General features: G+C 65.6%; 13 protein-coding genes and 1 tRNA gene. 6 read left to right on the top strand and 8 right to left on the bottom strand.

Features of this window, described 5'->3' with window-relative positions:
* Positions 1–109 precede the first annotated feature (109 nt).
* Genes pstC through pstB form a run of 3 tightly spaced genes read left to right on the top strand, consistent with a single transcriptional unit; the run spans position 110 to position 2,804 of the window.
* On the top strand, positions 110–1,069 hold the full coding sequence (gene pstC, locus F8O06_RS01420; RefSeq protein ID WP_158037130.1) for a phosphate ABC transporter permease subunit PstC: 960 nt from the start codon (positions 110–112) through the stop codon (positions 1,067–1,069).
* Complete coding sequence (gene pstA / locus F8O06_RS01415) at positions 1,069–1,971, top strand: phosphate ABC transporter permease PstA (protein WP_158037129.1); 903 nt, start codon at positions 1,069–1,071, stop codon at positions 1,969–1,971. The genes pstC and pstA overlap by 1 nt, the downstream gene beginning before the upstream one ends.
* A gap of 53 nt (positions 1,972–2,024) precedes the next feature.
* Entirely contained in the window at positions 2,025–2,804 is a 780-nt protein-coding gene (gene pstB / locus F8O06_RS01410; RefSeq protein ID WP_158037128.1) for a phosphate ABC transporter ATP-binding protein PstB, read from the top strand.
* 58 nt (positions 2,805–2,862) lie between these two features.
* On the opposite strand, the gene F8O06_RS01405 is transcribed toward pstB, so the two are convergent.
* From F8O06_RS01405 to F8O06_RS01390, 4 genes are all read right to left on the bottom strand, one after another.
* On the bottom strand, positions 2,863–3,684 hold the full coding sequence (locus F8O06_RS01405) for a siderophore-interacting protein (RefSeq protein ID WP_192496789.1): 822 nt from the start codon (positions 3,682–3,684) through the stop codon (positions 2,863–2,865).
* Between the two features lie 168 nt (positions 3,685–3,852).
* Entirely contained in the window at positions 3,853–4,479 is a 627-nt protein-coding gene (locus F8O06_RS01400) for a DNA-directed RNA polymerase subunit beta (RefSeq protein ID WP_158037126.1), read from the bottom strand.
* Positions 4,476–5,963 (bottom strand): MFS transporter, encoded by a 1,488-nt coding sequence (locus F8O06_RS01395; protein ID WP_158037125.1) that lies wholly within the window; start codon positions 5,961–5,963, stop codon positions 4,476–4,478. Before F8O06_RS01395 ends, F8O06_RS01400 begins: the two co-directional genes overlap by 4 nt.
* Positions 5,960–6,475, bottom strand: a complete 516-nt coding sequence (locus tag F8O06_RS01390) for a MarR family winged helix-turn-helix transcriptional regulator (protein WP_158037124.1) — start codon at positions 6,473–6,475, stop codon at positions 5,960–5,962. The genes F8O06_RS01395 and F8O06_RS01390 overlap by 4 nt, the downstream gene beginning before the upstream one ends.
* Before the next feature lie 110 nt (positions 6,476–6,585).
* Between F8O06_RS01390 and F8O06_RS01385 the strand changes: the two genes are divergently transcribed.
* The 3 genes from F8O06_RS01385 to F8O06_RS01375 all read left to right on the top strand — a co-directional run bounded on the left by F8O06_RS01385 (position 6,586) and on the right by F8O06_RS01375 (position 9,700).
* A tRNA-Lys gene (locus tag F8O06_RS01385) sits at positions 6,586–6,658 on the top strand.
* A gap of 170 nt (positions 6,659–6,828) precedes the next feature.
* Positions 6,829–8,838 carry a potassium transporter Kup gene (locus F8O06_RS01380; RefSeq protein ID WP_225733319.1) on the top strand — a complete coding sequence of 670 codons (2,010 nt, stop codon included), beginning with the start codon at positions 6,829–6,831 and terminating at the stop codon, positions 8,836–8,838.
* Positions 8,839–8,977: 139 nt separating this feature from the next.
* Positions 8,978–9,700, top strand: a complete 723-nt coding sequence (locus F8O06_RS01375; protein WP_158037123.1) for a DUF805 domain-containing protein — start codon at positions 8,978–8,980, stop codon at positions 9,698–9,700.
* Positions 9,701–10,271: 571 nt separating this feature from the next.
* Here F8O06_RS01375 and F8O06_RS01370 read toward each other — a convergent pair.
* Genes F8O06_RS01370 through F8O06_RS01355 form a run of 4 tightly spaced genes read right to left on the bottom strand, consistent with a single transcriptional unit; the run spans position 10,272 to position 14,569 of the window.
* Positions 10,272–11,417, bottom strand: a complete 1,146-nt coding sequence (locus tag F8O06_RS01370) for a bifunctional 2-methylcitrate synthase/citrate synthase (protein ID WP_158030261.1) — start codon at positions 11,415–11,417, stop codon at positions 10,272–10,274.
* Between the two features lie 23 nt (positions 11,418–11,440).
* The gene (gene prpB, locus F8O06_RS01365; RefSeq protein ID WP_158037122.1) at positions 11,441–12,352 is read right to left on the bottom strand and encodes a methylisocitrate lyase; all 912 of its coding nucleotides are present in this window, start codon (positions 12,350–12,352) and stop codon (positions 11,441–11,443) included.
* Positions 12,352–13,893: an MmgE/PrpD family protein gene (locus F8O06_RS01360; RefSeq protein WP_158037121.1), complete on the bottom strand. Its 1,542-nt coding sequence runs from the start codon at positions 13,891–13,893 to the stop codon at positions 12,352–12,354. The genes prpB and F8O06_RS01360 overlap by 1 nt, the downstream gene beginning before the upstream one ends.
* Positions 13,874–14,569, bottom strand: coding sequence for a GntR family transcriptional regulator (locus F8O06_RS01355; RefSeq protein WP_158037120.1), 696 nt, complete (start codon positions 14,567–14,569; stop codon positions 13,874–13,876). The genes F8O06_RS01360 and F8O06_RS01355 overlap by 20 nt, the downstream gene beginning before the upstream one ends.
* Positions 14,570–14,752: the final 183 nt, after the last annotated feature.

Raw genomic sequence — 14,752 nt, 5'->3', positions numbered from 1 at the left:
CCCATCGCGAGCCTCGCTGAGGCGGAGCGACATTCCTTCGTCGCTCCGCCTCAGTCGTCTTTCAGCAGTTCTCTTCCACGCTCCTCTACGTTCTGACCCGATGGGAATCATGAGCACTACCGCAAGCCCTCAAGTCGCTCCGCGGGCGAAACAGCGCCCTGGCGACATCATCTTCTCGCGCACCTCGCTCATCGCCGGCGTGCTGATCCTGGTCATCCTCGCCGGCGTCGCGATCTTCCTGGTCGGGCAGGCACTGCCCGCGTTCGGAGCATCGCGGGCGAACGGCGACATTCCCGGCACGGCAGGCGACAACGTCTGGGAGTACGTCGGGCCGCTCGCCTTCGGCACGCTGTGGGTCGCCCTGATCGCCCTCCTGATCGCCTTTCCGTTCTCGATCGGCATCGGCCTGTTCATCTCGCACTACGCGAACCGCAAGTTCGCTCAGGTTCTCGGCTACGTCATCGACCTCCTGGCCGCCATCCCCTCAGTCGTCTTCGGCCTTTGGGGCATCGCAGTGCTCGCGCCGGCCATCAAGCCCTTCTACGACTGGCTGTCGACCTACCTCGGATGGATCCCGCTGTTCGCCGGCCCGGTCGCCAACCCAGCCACCTCGGTACTGACCGCAGCCATCGTGCTGGCGATCATGATCCTGCCGATCATGACTGCCATGAACCGTGAGGTCTTTCTGCAGACTCCTGCGCTGCACGAAGAGGCCGCCCTCGCTCTCGGCGCCACGCACTGGGAGATGATCAAGATGGCCGTGCTGCCCTTCGCACGCCCGGGCATCATCTCAGGTGCGATGCTCGGCCTCGGCCGCGCGCTCGGCGAGACCATGGCTGTCGCCATGGTGCTCTCGGCTACGCCCGGGCTGGTCAGCTTTGCTCTCTTGCAGGGTCAGAACCCGAACACTATCGCCGCCGCTATCGCGCAGAACTTTCCCGAGGCCTCAGGCACCAAGATCAGCGTGCTGATCTTCGGCGGTCTCGTGCTCTTCGTGATCAGCATCGCCGCCAACCTCGGCGCACGCTGGATCGTCAACCGCCGCAAGGAATTCTCAGGAGCCAACTGATGAGCACAGTCAACACCCTCTCTGCCTCTTCGGCGTTGGCCGGCAACAGCCGACGGCGCAAGACCAAAGACGTCACGATGCGCGTGGTCGTCTGGGGCGCATTCATCATCGCGCTGATTCCGCTCATCTCACTCCTGTGGGTCGTGATCTCGAAGGGTCTCTCGCGTTTCGACGGCGAGTTCTTCAGCAGCTCGATGCAGGTGCCCTTGGGCGCTCCCGGCGGCGCGATCCACGCCATCATGGGCACGCTCATCGTGACCGGCTGGACGGCGCTGATCTCAGTGCCGATCGGTCTGATGACTGCCGTGTACCTCGTCGAGTACGGCCACGGCAAGCTCGCCAAGTCGATCACGTTCTTCGTCGACGTGATGACCGGCATCCCCTCGATCGTCGCCGGCCTGTTCGCCTTCTCAGTGTTCGTGATCTTCTTCGGCGCCGACGCGAAGATGGGCATCACCGGTGCAGTCGCACTGTCGGTGCTCATGATCCCGGTGGTCGTGCGCTCGACCGAAGAGATGCTTCGCCTGGTGCCAAACGAGCTGCGAGAGGCCTCGTACGCCCTCGGCGTGCCGAAGTGGCTCACCATCGTCAAGGTCGTGCTGCGCACCTCGGTGGCCGGTATCATGACCGGTGTCATGCTCGCCCTCGCCCGCGTCATCGGTGAGACAGCCCCGCTGCTGGTCACCGCTGGGCTCGCTTCGAACATGAACTACAACGCGTTCTCAGAGCGCATGACGACCCTGCCGGTGTTCGTGTACAACCAGTACCAGAACCCCGGCATCGACGCCGACCCGTACTATGCGCGAGCCTGGGCCGGTGCGCTGACCCTGGTGCTCATCGTCATGGTGCTGAACCTCGCGGCGCGCATCATCGCCAAGATCTTCTCGCCGAAGTCGCGCTAGCACCCACCGATCATCTTTGACTCGCAGACCCACATCGTAAGGATTCACAGAACATGTCAAAACGCATCGTCGCCAAGGATCTCAACGTCTACTACAGCAAGTTTCTGGCCGTCGCCGATGTCAACATGGACATCGAGCCGAAGTCAGTGACCGCCTTCATCGGCCCCTCAGGCTGTGGCAAGTCGACGTTCCTGCGCACGCTCAACCGCATGCACGAGGTCATCCCCGGCGCCCGCGTCGAGGGCGAAGTGCTGCTCGATGGCGAGAACCTCTACGGCCCGGGCGTTGACCCGGTGCTCGTACGCCGCCAGGTGGGCATGGTGTTCCAACGCCCGAACCCGTTCCCGACCATGTCGATTCGCGAGAACGTGCTGGCCGGCGTCACCCTGAACAACAAACGCATCTCGCGCAGCGACGCCGACGAGCTCGTCGAGAAGTCGCTGCGGGGAGCAAACCTCTGGAACGAGGTCAAAGACCGACTCGATGCCCCGGGATCGGGTCTCTCGGGTGGTCAGCAGCAGCGTCTCTGCATCGCGCGCACGATCGCGGTGAAACCCGACGTGGTGCTGATGGACGAGCCCTGCTCGGCCCTCGACCCGATCTCGACGCTGGCCATCGAAGACCTGATCGAAGAGCTGAAGCTGCAGTACACGATCGTGATCGTGACGCACAACATGCAGCAGGCCTCACGCGTCTCGGACAAGACCGCGTTCTTCAACATCGAGGGCACCGGCAAGCCGGGTCGCCTCATCGAGTACGACGACACGCGCAAGATCTTCGCCAACCCGACCGAGAAAGAGACCGAGGACTACATCTCGGGTCGCTTCGGGTAAAGCGAACACCGGCCTGCCGTCGGCTTCGGAGGGGGAAGCCGACGGCGTCAGTGCCGGGTCACTCCGGATCGCTGGGATCAAGCGGGGCGTGATGGTCAAGTGCCACCACGCCCCGCTTCCAGTATCCCTGGACGTCAAGATCACGGCGGTCGAGCGTCTCAAGACCGCGCAGATGACGCCGCACCGGAATCAGCGCCGACGCCTCGCCGGCTGCCCACACGAACGTGCCCGCCGCAAAGTCGATCCCGGCGACAGCATCCTCGAGAGCCGATGACGGCGCATCCGCGGGCACCCAGTTCAGACTGGCGATGCGGGCTCGCAGCCGCGCGTCGAGATACTCGGCATCGGCCTCGTAGGTGCCCCACACGATCACGTCGATCACCGTGCGACCCGGCAGCGCCTCGAGCCAGCGGGCCAAGGCGGGCAGCGCGGTCACATCCGCGATCAGCACGGCGCGAGCGGCTTCAAGCGGAGCCGTGCGCGATCCACGCGGGCCCGCGATCACCAAGTGGTCTCCGACGGCCGCCGCACGCGCCCAGCTGGTCGCCGGTCCGCCTTCGTGCAGCGCGAAGTCGATGTCGATCTGCGCCTCGTGCCCGCTCTCGGCGGCACGCCATGCGCGTGGGGTGTAGTCACGGCTGGTCAGCGGCGCATCAGGGCGTCGCAGGCGGCCCTCGGCATCGACGGCGGGCGCGTTGATCACCCCGTGCTCGTCAGGCAGAAAGAGCTTGACGTGATCGGCTGGTCCGGGGGCGAGAAAGTCGTCGAGCGTCGGCGACGAGAAAGTAATTCGCCGCATGGAAGGCGAGACCTGCGAGACGGCGCTGACCGTCACCTCGCGAACTCTGAGGTCATGGCGGATGCGCTGGCGGTCGAGCATGTCGGATCCTGTCTCTCTCGGGGAGGCAGCCGATCGGCACGTCATCGCCCTCGATCAGAAGTGGTGTGGCCAGGCCGCGAACGCCTCTCGGCGGAAGGCCGCTCGAAGCGGCAAAAGTTGGAGCCCGGGGTTACACGACCTGGCCAGCTCCCGTTGCCGAGAGCCATGTCAGTCTAGGGCATCCTGCGTCCAGAGCACAGCCCCCCTGCGAAAGACCACGACCATGTCGGTGAGCGTCCCGGCCTGGCGGGTGAGTCGTGCAGCCGCATCCGGCTCGGCGAGCTCGATCACGTCGACGTGCGCCAGGCAGCCGGCCGCGAGAACGCTGCAGAACGCCGCCGCCTGCATCAGAGCCAGGTGGAAGTCGCCGCTGAAGACGCCGCGCAGGATGCGTTCGCTGAGTCGCTGCACCTCGAGCACCTGTGCGGGCGTGTCGAGCCCGGTGACGATCGGGTCTGCGGTGCTCAGCCGCCGGGCCCCGAGGTCGTAGAGCGCGGTCACCTCTTCGGTCGACGCCATGATCAGGCTGCGCAGCAGATAGATGCGCCAGAGCACGCCGGGCAGACTCTCGGCAGAGGCGGTCGCCCAAAGCTCCGTGATCGTTTCGACGCCGTGCTCGTCGGTGTAGTGAGACAGTCGTTTGAGCACGTTCTCATCGTCCATGCCTCGAGCCCGAGCCATCAGAGTTCGGGCGGTCTCATGAGCTAGGCGGTAGACCGCCGCCGGGTCGGCTGCGCCTTCGATTCTTTCGAACTCCCCGTCGCCGAAGAGCACGGGTCTGTGGTGTTCTCTCACCGCTCCAGTGTATGCGGAGGCCTCTGCCGCCGCTGCACTCGGCGACGCCGTCCGAGCCTGTCGACGTCGATCACGGCGATCTCGGTCGTCACGGTCGAGACCGGCTGAGTGACAGGCTGCCGATCGCTGTCGCCACCGGCCCCCGCGTGCCCAGCTCTGGGCTTCGAGGCGGCCGCAAGATCGACATCCGCCGGTGTGCGAGCCTCACCCCCGTCGAGCTCGATGACGAAGGCATGACGCAGCCCGCCGTCGGGGTTGCGGTGCAGACGGCCATGGTGCGTGAGAAAGAGCCACCAGGCCGCCGCTCCTGCTGCTACCAGACCCGAGGCTGCGGCGACGACCAACGACCAGCGGGGGCCGAACGTGTTCGCCACCCAGCCGACCAGCGGTGCGCCGAACGGGGTTCCGCCCATCAGCAGCGCCATGTAGAGCGCCATCACGCGGCCGCGCACGGTGGGGGCACTGGTCAGCTGCACGTAGCCGTTGGCGCTTGCCAGAATGGTCTGCGTGCACAGCCCCAGCGCGACCAGTGCGATCGCGAAGGTGAGCAGCGTCGGGGCGAAGGCGGCTCCGAGCATGACGAAGCCGAAACCGACGGCGCCGAGCATCACGCTGCGCAGCCGAGGCCGTTCGAGAGAGGCGCTGATGAGCGCACCGACGAGCGAGCCGATGCCGAGCACCGACGAGATGACGCCGTACTCCTGCGCCCCCTGCTGATACGTGACGGTGACCATCGCCGAGAGCAGAACAGGAAAGTTCATGCCGAACGTGCCGATCAAGAAGATCATCAGCATCACGAGCTGCAGATCGGAGCGTCCGCGCACGTAGCGGATGCCCTCGAGGATGCCGCTGGTGCGCGCCGTCTTGGGCGTGGTCGCGACGGGTTCGCCGTAGTAGTCGCGAGGACGAATCAGCAGCAGCGCCGCGATCACCCCGACGAAGGTGAATCCGTTGATCACGAACACCCAGCCCGCGCCGACGATGGCGATGAGCACACCGGCGACGGCCGGGCCGGCCATGCGCGAGAGGTTGAACGACGTGGAGTTGAGCGCGACCGCGTTGCCGACCGCTCCACGGGGAACCAGGTCGCTGACGAACACCTGACGGGCCGGGGTGTCGAACGCACTGACGACGCCGAGGGCAAGGGCGAAGGCATAGATGTGCAGCAGATCGGGGCTGCCGAGCAGCACCCAAGCGCCCAAGGCGAAGCCGAGCAGCCCCATGACGATCTGGGTCACCAACAGCACACGACGACGCTGGAACCGGTCGCACACCATTCCGGCCAGCGGCGTCAGCAGGAGCTGCGGGCCGAACTGCAGCGCCGTGATGACGCCGACGGCAGCCGCGTCGTGGTCGGTGAGCTGGGTCAGAACGATCCAGTCTTGGGCCGTGCGCTGCATCCACATGCCGACGTTCGAGACCAGCGCGCCGGCGAACCAGCAGCGATAGTTGCGCACCGCGAGCGAGCGAAAGGTCGAGATCATCGGGCGGCGACCTCGCTGAGGTATGCGGCGGCGCGGCCGAGCTCGGCGCGCTGCTCGGCGGTGAGAGCCGCGAGCTGCCGCCCGAGCCATTCGTCGCGGTGAGCCCGGGTGCGGTCGGCTTCGACTCGGCCGGATGCCGTGATGCGCAGTCGCGTCACGCGACGGTCGGTCTGCGACTGCTCGCGCTCGACGAGACCGGCCTCGACCAGATGCGACACAGTGCGGTTCATCGACGGAGGGCTGACCATGACGATCTCGGCCAGCGACCCCAGCGTCTGCTCGCCGCTGCGGTCGAGGGTGAGCAGCACGGTCAGCTGGGCCGGAGTGACGCCGCCGGGGTTCTCTGAGCGCAGCCGCCGGTTGATACGAGCCACCGCAGTGCGCAGCTCTTCGGCGAGGTCGGCGATCGTGCGGAGCGAGGCGGGGTCAGAGCCGTCAGCGATCGCCGGAGCCGGCGGAGTCGACTGGGGCTGTGATCGGGAGACAGGTTCAGAGGTAGAAGAGACACTCATGTTGGCTACAACACTAGACAATTAGTTAGCCTAAGTAAATAGGAGCGCTGGTAGCGAAAGGTTCGGCGATTGTGGCAGAATGATGGGCGGTGCGCCGCAAAGCGCACTGGGCCCCTCTAGCTCAATCGGAAGAGCAGCGGACTTTTAATCCGCGGGTAGAGAGATCGAAACTCTCGGGGGGCACGTCACGAAGGCTCCTCTCCCCAGTGTTTACACGGGAGAGGGGCCTTCTTTCGCACCCGGCGCACTCTTGGCCGAGCGGTGTGCCACGAGAAGCCGCCCGACATCCGCCCAATTCGTCCGGCCTGCTGCGCGAAACAGCGTTCAGTGTCGTATCCGTGACACGCCGTGCGATGCAGACGACGTACCCCGCCAGTGGCATGATGGCGATCATGTTCGCCTCGCGCAGAAACACCGGTGAGAGTCATCCGTACACCGGCCCGGTCACGACGCAGATGACCGCCCTGACGGCATCGAAGCGCGGTCCAATCGCTGCGCTCACCCTCGGCGCCATCGGCATCGTGTTCGGCGACATCGGCACGAGCCCGCTGTACACGCTGCGCACGGTGCTGCGCTCTCACTCCGACGCCGACATCAACGAGCAGAGCGTGCTCGGCGTCATCTCGATGATCATTTGGTGCCTGATCGTCATAGTCACAGTGACATACGTCGGCATCATCACCCGAGCCGACAACCAGGGCGAGGGCGGCATCATCTCACTCGCCGCCATGATTCGACGCAAAAACGGACGCGGTGCTCGCGTCTCCGGGTTCGCGATCGCAGTCGCCGTGGTCGGCGCCGCGCTCTTTCTGGGCGACTCCATGATCACCCCGGCCATCTCCGTGATGAGCGCGTCGGAGGGGCTTTCGGTGGCAGACCCCGACTTCGGATCCTGGGTCGTGCCGATCTCAGTGGTGATTCTGGCTCTGCTGTTTCTCGTGCAGCCTCGGGGCACCGGGCGCATCGGCAAGGCCTTCGGCCCGATCATGGCGTTGTGGTTCGTCGTGCTCGCCGTGCTCGGCGTCGGCTGGCTCGCCACCGACCCCAGCGTGCTGCGAGCGCTCTCCCCGACGTACGCGCTCTCCTTCGCAGCCGCTCACCCATGGGTCGCGTTCATGGCTCTCGGAGCGGCTGTGCTCGCCGTCACAGGCGCCGAGGCGCTCTACGCCGACCTCGGGCACTTCGGCCGACGCCCGATCGTGCTCGGCTGGCTGATGTTCGCCTTCCCGGCACTGCTGCTGAACTACCTCGGCCAGGGTGCGATGCTGCTTCATGATCCTGACGCGCTCAGCAGTCCGTTCTTCCGCATGGCGCCGAGCTGGGCGCTGGTGCCGATCGTCGTGCTGGCAACGCTGGCGACGGTGATCGCGTCGCAGGCCGTGATCTCGGGCGCCTTCTCGATCGTGCGCCAGGCTGTTCGTCTGAGCCTGCTGCCGAGGCTCAAGATCGTGCAGACCTCACGCAGCAACGCCGGACAGATCTATCTGCCGGCGGTCAATGCGCTGCTGCTGGTCGGCGTGCTCGCCTTAGTGCTCGGATTTGGGTCTTCCGAACGGCTCGCCTCTGCCTACGGGCTCGCGGTGACCGGCACCCTGGTGCTCGAGCTGACGCTCTTCTTGGTCTTCGCCCGCACGGTCTGGCAGTGGTCGTGGCCGGTCATCGCAACGATGGCGGTGCTCATCGGCGGGCTCGAGATGCTGCTGCTGGCGGCGAACTCGCTGAAAGTGATCACCGGCGGATGGCTGCCGCTCACGATCTCAGCGATCTTCGTCGTCATCATGTTCACCTGGAGCCGCGGCTCGAAGATCGCCTTCGGCCGACGGCACGATATGGAGGGGCCGATCGGCGACCTCGTCGACGAGGTGCGCTGCGGCGGCATCGATCGCGTGCCCGGAGTGGCCGTCTACCCACATGGCGACATCGCGACCACGCCGCTGGCTCTGCGCGCGAACATCGACTTCACGCACGTGCTGCACGAGCATGTCGTCATCGTCTGCGTGCGCAGCCTGGGCGTTCCGCATGTGCCGGTCGACCAGCGGATCGTCGTAGACAATCTCACCGACACAGAGGACGGCATCGTACAGCTGCGCTACCAAGTCGGTTTCAACGATTCGCAGAACATCCCTGCTGCGCTTGAGCAGTCCCGTGGTCTCTCGCCAGAGCTCGAGATCGATCCGTCGACGGCGACCTACGTGCTCTCCGTGTTCCGCATCGAGCCCGGTGCGACAGAGCACGTCGCCCACTGGCCTCGGTGGCAGCGCCGCCTCTTTCGTGCGCTTGAGCGACTGTCGACGAACCGCACACAGGCGTTTCACCTGCCGCCAGAGCGCACTGTTGTCATGGGGGCCGAGCTGCAGGTGTGATCAGTGCTCGGCAGTGATCACCGGATCGCCCCGATGCCACACCGACTCCTCGCGATCACGGCCGGTCACTGGTCTCCCCCGCCCGCTCGCTGTTAGGCTGCTGGGCAACGACTGGCTGATACCTGAGAAAGGCACTGACATGACCATTCCTCCTCCCTATGAGCCTCCGGCGTCGCCAAACGGCCCCAAGCCGACCGATGGCAGCGGCCAGCAGCCGCCACAGCCACCGCGTCCCCCGCAGCCACCGCAGTATGCCGCGCCCCAGCCTCCCCAGGCCGGAGCCCCCCAGCAGCCGCAGTACGGTGCACCGGGCCAGTACGGTCAGCCTCCGCAGCAGCCGCCACAGCCGCCGCAGTACGGAGGCCCGCAGGGATACGGCCAGCCCTCGGGGCCGCTCGGCGCAAGCGATCCCGACGACCTCACGCTCCCGCTCTACGGTGCGACGATCAAGCAGGCGGTCGTCCGCTGGCTCAAGAACTACGTGAACTTCTCAGGGCGTGCCAGCCGCAGCGAGTTCTGGTGGGTCATGCTGGTCAACGCCGTGATCTCGTTCGTGCTGAGCGTGCTGACCGGGGTCGGCTCACGCACCGAGGTCTCGACCGTGCGCGTCGGCGACCAGCTCATGACCACCCAGCAGTCCGTGCCCGGGCCGTTCGGCATCGCTGTCGCCGTGATTCTGGTGCTTTACAGCCTGGCCGTGCTGCTGCCCACGCTCGGACTCGTCTGGCGCCGCTTCCATGACACCGACAAGTCGGGCGCCTTCTACTTCCTGTCGCTGATCCCGTTCGCCGGCGGCATCATCGTGATCGTGCTGCTCGCCCTCGACTCCAAGCCCGAGGGCGTACGGTTCGATCGAAGGTAGCTCCCTCTGAGCTGCCGCCGGACGTTGGAGCTGCGGCAGCCGGGCATGACACAGGCCGGGTCTGACATCAACGAATGATGTCTGACCCGGCCTCTTCGTCTGTCTGCAGCGTGTTCAGCTCATGTGTGCAGAACGAACACCCGCCGAGGCATCGAGACATGGCAGATGTCCTTCTGAAGCATCCAGGCATGGAATTTGGCATGTCTCGATGGGGAGGACAGTCATTTGTCATGTCTCGATGGGGCAAAGCCCGGAACGAACACGTCGGGCTGCAGAGCACTGCATCCGGGGGACGTGAGGCCGGCAGCAGACGACGAATGCCATGCCGTGGGCACTGCCTCAGGCAGACAGGAACCCAGCCAGACAGGCACCCAGCTGACAGGTGTCAAGCAGCCAGGCACCAAGCAGCCAGGCGCCCAAGCGCCAGACGCCCAAGCAGACAGGAAAGGGCGGGATGCGGCATCCCCCGATTCCGCATCCCGCCCGTCTGTAGACGCCACCCACGCTCATGCCCAAGTGACGCCGGTCTGTGAGTCGCGGCCCCGTCCGATTCGGGTGCCGCAGTGCAAGCCTATCCCTCGAAGCCCGGCACGTGCCGCTCATCGACGCCGTTGTACAGCGAGAGCGGGCGAATCAGCGCGTTGCTCGCGCGCTGCTCGATGATGTGCGCCGTCCAGCCGGTGACGCGGGCCGCCACGAAGATCGGCGTGAACGTCGGAATGTCGAACCCGAGCAGAAAGTACGCTGGGCCGGCCGGGTAGTCGAGGTTCGGCTTGATGCCCTTGGCCTCGTCGACCTCTTTGGCCAGCGCGTCGTAGAGACGCTTCAGGTCGTCGCGGTCGTAGCGCTCGATCAGCTCGAGCGTCGACTGCTGCATGGTCGGCACACGCGAGTCGCCCTTCTTGTAGACGCGGTGCCCGAAGCCCATGACCTTGCGCTTTTCGGAGAACGCCTGAGTCAGCCAGTCGTGCGCGGCCTGCTCGATCTCGACGCCCTGCTGCTCGGCCTGCGCGTTGATCTCGTTGAAGATGTGCAGCACCGCCTCGTTCGCTCCGCCGTGCAGCGGCCCCTTCAGCGCGCCGATCGCGCCGGTGACCGCCGAGTAGAGGTCGCTGAGCGTCGAGGTGATGACGCGGGCGGTGAAGGTCGACGCGTTGAACGAGTGCTCTGCGTACAGAATCAGCGACACCCTGAATGCGTCGACCTCGAAGTCGTCGGGCTCCTTGCCGAAGGTCTGCCAGAGGAAGTTCGCCGAATAGTCGAGGTCGGCGTTCGGCTCGACGTATGCCTCGCCGCGGCGGCGACGCTGATCGTACGAGACGATCGACGGCAGCTTCGCGAAGAGGTTCACCGCCTTCTCGAGCTCGGCCTCGGGCGACTCGTCAGCCGTCTTGGGGTCGTTCGCGCCGATCACGCTGACGGCCGTGCGCACGACATCCATCGGATGCGAGTCAGTCGGCAGCGAGTCGATGACGGCTTTGACGTTCGCATCGAGACCGCGCAGCGAGCGCTCGGTCGACACGAACTCGGCGAGCTGCTCGTCGTTGGGCAGCTCACCGTGCCAGAGCAGATAGGCGACGGCCTCGAACGACTGCGTCGCAGCGAGCTCCTGCACGGGGTAACCGCGGTAGAGCAGCGAGTTCGTCTCGGGGTTCACCTTCGAGATGGCGGTGTAGTCGACGGGCACACCGGCCAGGCCCTTGTAGATCTCAGTCATGATTGTCTCTTTCGAAATGCGGATCAGTGGTAGTTGTCGCGCTCGACGTCGAAGTTGAACACCGAGGTGTCGAACTCGCTGTACGCCGGGTAGTCGACCAACTCGTAGAGGTCGGCTCGGGTCTGCATGTGCTCGACCTGCGAGCTCAGGCTGCCTTCGCTGATGATCGCGTCGAGCCCGCGCTCAGCGGCGCCCAACGCCAGTCGCTGCAGCGAGACCGGGTAGATCACCAGGTTAAATCCGAGATCCTGCAGCTGCTGATTCGTGAACAGCTCGCTCTTGCCAAACTCGGTCATGTTCGCCAGCAGCGGCACGTCGACCGCCTGGCGGAACGCCTCGAACTCGCCCAGATCTCTCAGGGCCTCCGGGAAGATACCGTCGGCGCCCGCGTCGACCAGGGCCTTCGCGCGGTCGATGGCCGCTTCAAGCCCCTCAGACCCCCTGATGTCGGTGCGTGCCAGGATCACCAGGTTCTCGTCGCGACGCGCCTCGACGGCGGCGTGGATTCGATTGACCGCCGTCGCCTGATCGACGACGGCTTTGCCGTCAAGGTGGCCGCATCGCTTCGGGTTGATCTGATCTTCGATGTGGATGCCGGCGACGCCCGCATCTTCGAGCTCCTGAACCGTGCGGGCCACGTTCATGGGCTCACCGAAGCCGGTGTCGGCGTCGACGAGCACCGGCAGATCGGTCGAGCGCGCATAGGTGTGCACGCGACCGGCGACCTCGGTGAGCGTCGTCAGGCCGATGTCGGGAAAGCCGAGATCGTTGGCGAGCACGCCGCCCGACGCGTAGACCCCTTCGAAGCCTTTGCGCTCGATCAACCGCGCCGAGAGCGCGTTGAACGCGCCTGGCAGCCGCTGCAGTCGTCCGCTGGCCAGCCCGTCGCGAAAAGCTCGGCGCTTCGCCTCGGGGGTGACTTTCGAGTACAGCATCAGAAGATTCCCTTCGGGTCGTTGACACTCTCGAGCAGGCCGGGCCGGGCCACGATGGTCAGCTCGCCCAACTCGTCGGCGGTCAGGGTGTCAAGGCGCTGAGCGACATCAAGGAAGCGCTCGATCTCGCTGGGTTCGAGCACGGGCTCGGCGAGGGTCTTGAACTTCTGGATGTAGTTCTCTCGCTGGAACGGGCGTGCGCCCAGCGGGTGCGCATCGGCGACGGCGATCTCTGCCGTGATGTGCGAACCATCGGCGAGCTCGATCTCGGCACGGCCGCCGAAGGCCTTCTCTTCAGGATCGATCGAATGGTAGCGACGGGTCCACTCGGCATCCTCTTCAGTGGTGATCTTGTGCCACAGCTGCACGGTGTCAGACCGACCGGCCCGCTCGGGAGCGTAGGAGTCGACGTGGTGCCAGCGTCCGTCCTGCAGTGCGACTGCGAAGATGTACGGAATCGAGTGGTCGAGCGTCTCACGGCTCGCGGTCGGGTCGTACTTCTGCGGGTCGTTCGCGCCCGAGCCGATCACGTAGTGCGTGTGGTGCGAGGTGTGCAGCACGATCGACTTGACGTTTGCGGGGTTCGCCAGTTCCGGGTGCTCGTTGTGCAGCTTACGGGCGAGATCGATCCAGGCCTGCGCCTGGTACTCGGCTGAGTGCTCCTTGGTGTAGGTGTCGAGAATGCCGCGCTTGACCTCACCGCGCTCGGGAAGCGGAACCGAGTAATGCGCGTCGGGGCCGTCCAGCATCCACGCGATCACGCCGTCCTCGCCTTCGTAGATGGGTTCGGGGCTGGTCTGGCCGCGCATCGCGCGGTCGACCGCCTCGACAGCCATCTTCGCGGCGAATGCCGGGGCATGCGCCTTCCAGGTCGAGATCTGCCCCTTGCGAGACTGACGCGTCGCGGTGGTGGTGTGCAGTGCCTGGCCGATCGCCTGGAAGATCACCTCGGGATCGAGATGCAGCAGCGTACCGAGGCCGGCGGCGATCGACGGGCCGAGGTGGGCCACATGGTCGATCTTGTGTTTGTGCAGGCTGATCGCGCGCACCAGGTCGACCTGGATCTCGTAGCCGGTGGCGATGCCGCGCACGACGTCGTGGCCGGAGACCTGTGCGCTGCGGGTGCCGGTGACGTGCTGGGCCACGGCGATCATCGCGGGGATGTTGTCGCCGGGGTGCGAGTACTCAGCCGCGAGGAAGGTGTCGTGATAGTCGAGCTCGCGCACGGCGACGCCGTTGGCCCAGGTGGCCCACTCTGGCGAGTAGCGTTTGGGAATGGGCAGGCCGAAGACCGTCGAGCCGCCCCGCGTGAACGGGTGAGCCTTTGCCTGTGCGCGAGCGGAGACGATCGGGGCGCGCAGCAGCGATGCCGCGGCCACCGAGGCGTTGTCGATCACACGGTTGATGACCTCGTCGGTCACCTCCTGGCTGACCTCGACGGGGTCAGCGGCGACCTCGGCGATCTTCCAGGCGAGCTGATCCTTGCGAGCCAGGTTCTCTTCGCTCTTGTACACACGGACGTCATGCTGTCTCACGAGCATCTCCTTCATCTGGGCTGACGGCGTCAGCGGAGTGGGTCTCGAGACTGGCGGCCTTCGCCAGTCGGTGGGAAAGACTGTTGTAGAGGTGCACATGCGTGGCGTGCGCAGCGAGATCGCCGTCGCCGTCGATGATCGCCTGCACGATGAGCGCGTGCTCGCGGGCGGCGTCCATGAGTCGGGCGCGATCGCTGCGCGCCATGTGGCGGATGCGAGCGAGATGCGTGCGCACCGTCGCCATCGCCGAGACCAGGTAGGGATTCCGCACGGCCTGGTCGAGGGCGTCGTCGAGGCGGTTGACGAGTTCGTAGTAGTCGTGCCGGTTGCGGTCACGGGTGTTGAGCAGGTCGCTGACGTGCTGGAAGTCCACGAGCAGCGCTCGGAACACGTCGACGTCACGATTGCGTGCGGCGAGTCGAGCAGCCTGGCATTCCAGGGCCAGGCGCACGTCATAGAGCTCGCTGATGTTCTCGAACGAGACCTCTGAGACCTCGACGCCGCGCGGCCGCTGCACTGCCAAACCCTCGCTGATCAGCTGCCGCAGGGCCTCGCGAACCGGGGTGCGGGAGATGCCGAGGCGCACTGCCTGCTCAACCTCGCCCAGCACCGTGCCCGCGGGCAGATCGCCGTTGGTGATCTCTTCACGGAGAGTCTGATACGCCCGGTCACCTGCGCGCATGATCCCCTCCTTCGGTCATCGTCGATCGATCGCCATCAGTGTATACACAAATCACACGTCAATGTATACACAGTTTCGCAGAAGCCCGTCATCTCCCGCGATCAAGCGCCGTATTTGGCACATTGCATCTGCAGTTCATTGTTGATGTTTGCATCTGTGTATACAACGTCGGTATATTGATCC

Origin of the sequence: Pseudoclavibacter sp. CFCC 14310, from assembly GCF_008831165.1 — a bacterium.
Lineage (GTDB): Bacteria > Actinomycetota > Actinomycetes > Actinomycetales > Microbacteriaceae > Pseudoclavibacter_A.
Note: the sequence above shows the minus strand (reverse complement) of the source record. Positions and strands in the feature narration are given on the sequence as shown.

What these genes read in the sequence shown, in the direction of transcription:
- F8O06_RS01390 (WP_158037124.1), bottom strand. Translation starts at nt 6,475, where the DNA reads ATGAGTGTCTCTTCTACCTCTGAACCTGTCTCCCGATCACAGCCCCAG.
- F8O06_RS01375 (WP_158037123.1), top strand. Translation starts at nt 8,978, where the DNA reads ATGACCATTCCTCCTCCCTATGAGCCTCCGGCGTCGCCAAACGGCCCC.
- pstC (WP_158037130.1), top strand. Translation starts at nt 110, where the DNA reads ATGAGCACTACCGCAAGCCCTCAAGTCGCTCCGCGGGCGAAACAGCGC.
- F8O06_RS01370 (WP_158030261.1), bottom strand. Translation starts at nt 11,417, where the DNA reads ATGACTGAGATCTACAAGGGCCTGGCCGGTGTGCCCGTCGACTACACC.
- pstB (WP_158037128.1), top strand. Translation starts at nt 2,025, where the DNA reads ATGTCAAAACGCATCGTCGCCAAGGATCTCAACGTCTACTACAGCAAG.
- prpB (WP_158037122.1), bottom strand. Translation starts at nt 12,352, where the DNA reads ATGCTGTACTCGAAAGTCACCCCCGAGGCGAAGCGCCGAGCTTTTCGC.
- pstA (WP_158037129.1), top strand. Translation starts at nt 1,069, where the DNA reads ATGAGCACAGTCAACACCCTCTCTGCCTCTTCGGCGTTGGCCGGCAAC.
- F8O06_RS01380 (WP_225733319.1), top strand. Translation starts at nt 6,829, where the DNA reads ATGCAGACGACGTACCCCGCCAGTGGCATGATGGCGATCATGTTCGCC.
- F8O06_RS01360 (WP_158037121.1), bottom strand. Translation starts at nt 13,893, where the DNA reads ATGCTCGTGAGACAGCATGACGTCCGTGTGTACAAGAGCGAAGAGAAC.
- F8O06_RS01355 (WP_158037120.1), bottom strand. Translation starts at nt 14,569, where the DNA reads ATGCGCGCAGGTGACCGGGCGTATCAGACTCTCCGTGAAGAGATCACC.
- F8O06_RS01395 (WP_158037125.1), bottom strand. Translation starts at nt 5,963, where the DNA reads ATGATCTCGACCTTTCGCTCGCTCGCGGTGCGCAACTATCGCTGCTGG.
- F8O06_RS01405 (WP_192496789.1), bottom strand. Translation starts at nt 3,684, where the DNA reads ATGCTCGACCGCCAGCGCATCCGCCATGACCTCAGAGTTCGCGAGGTG.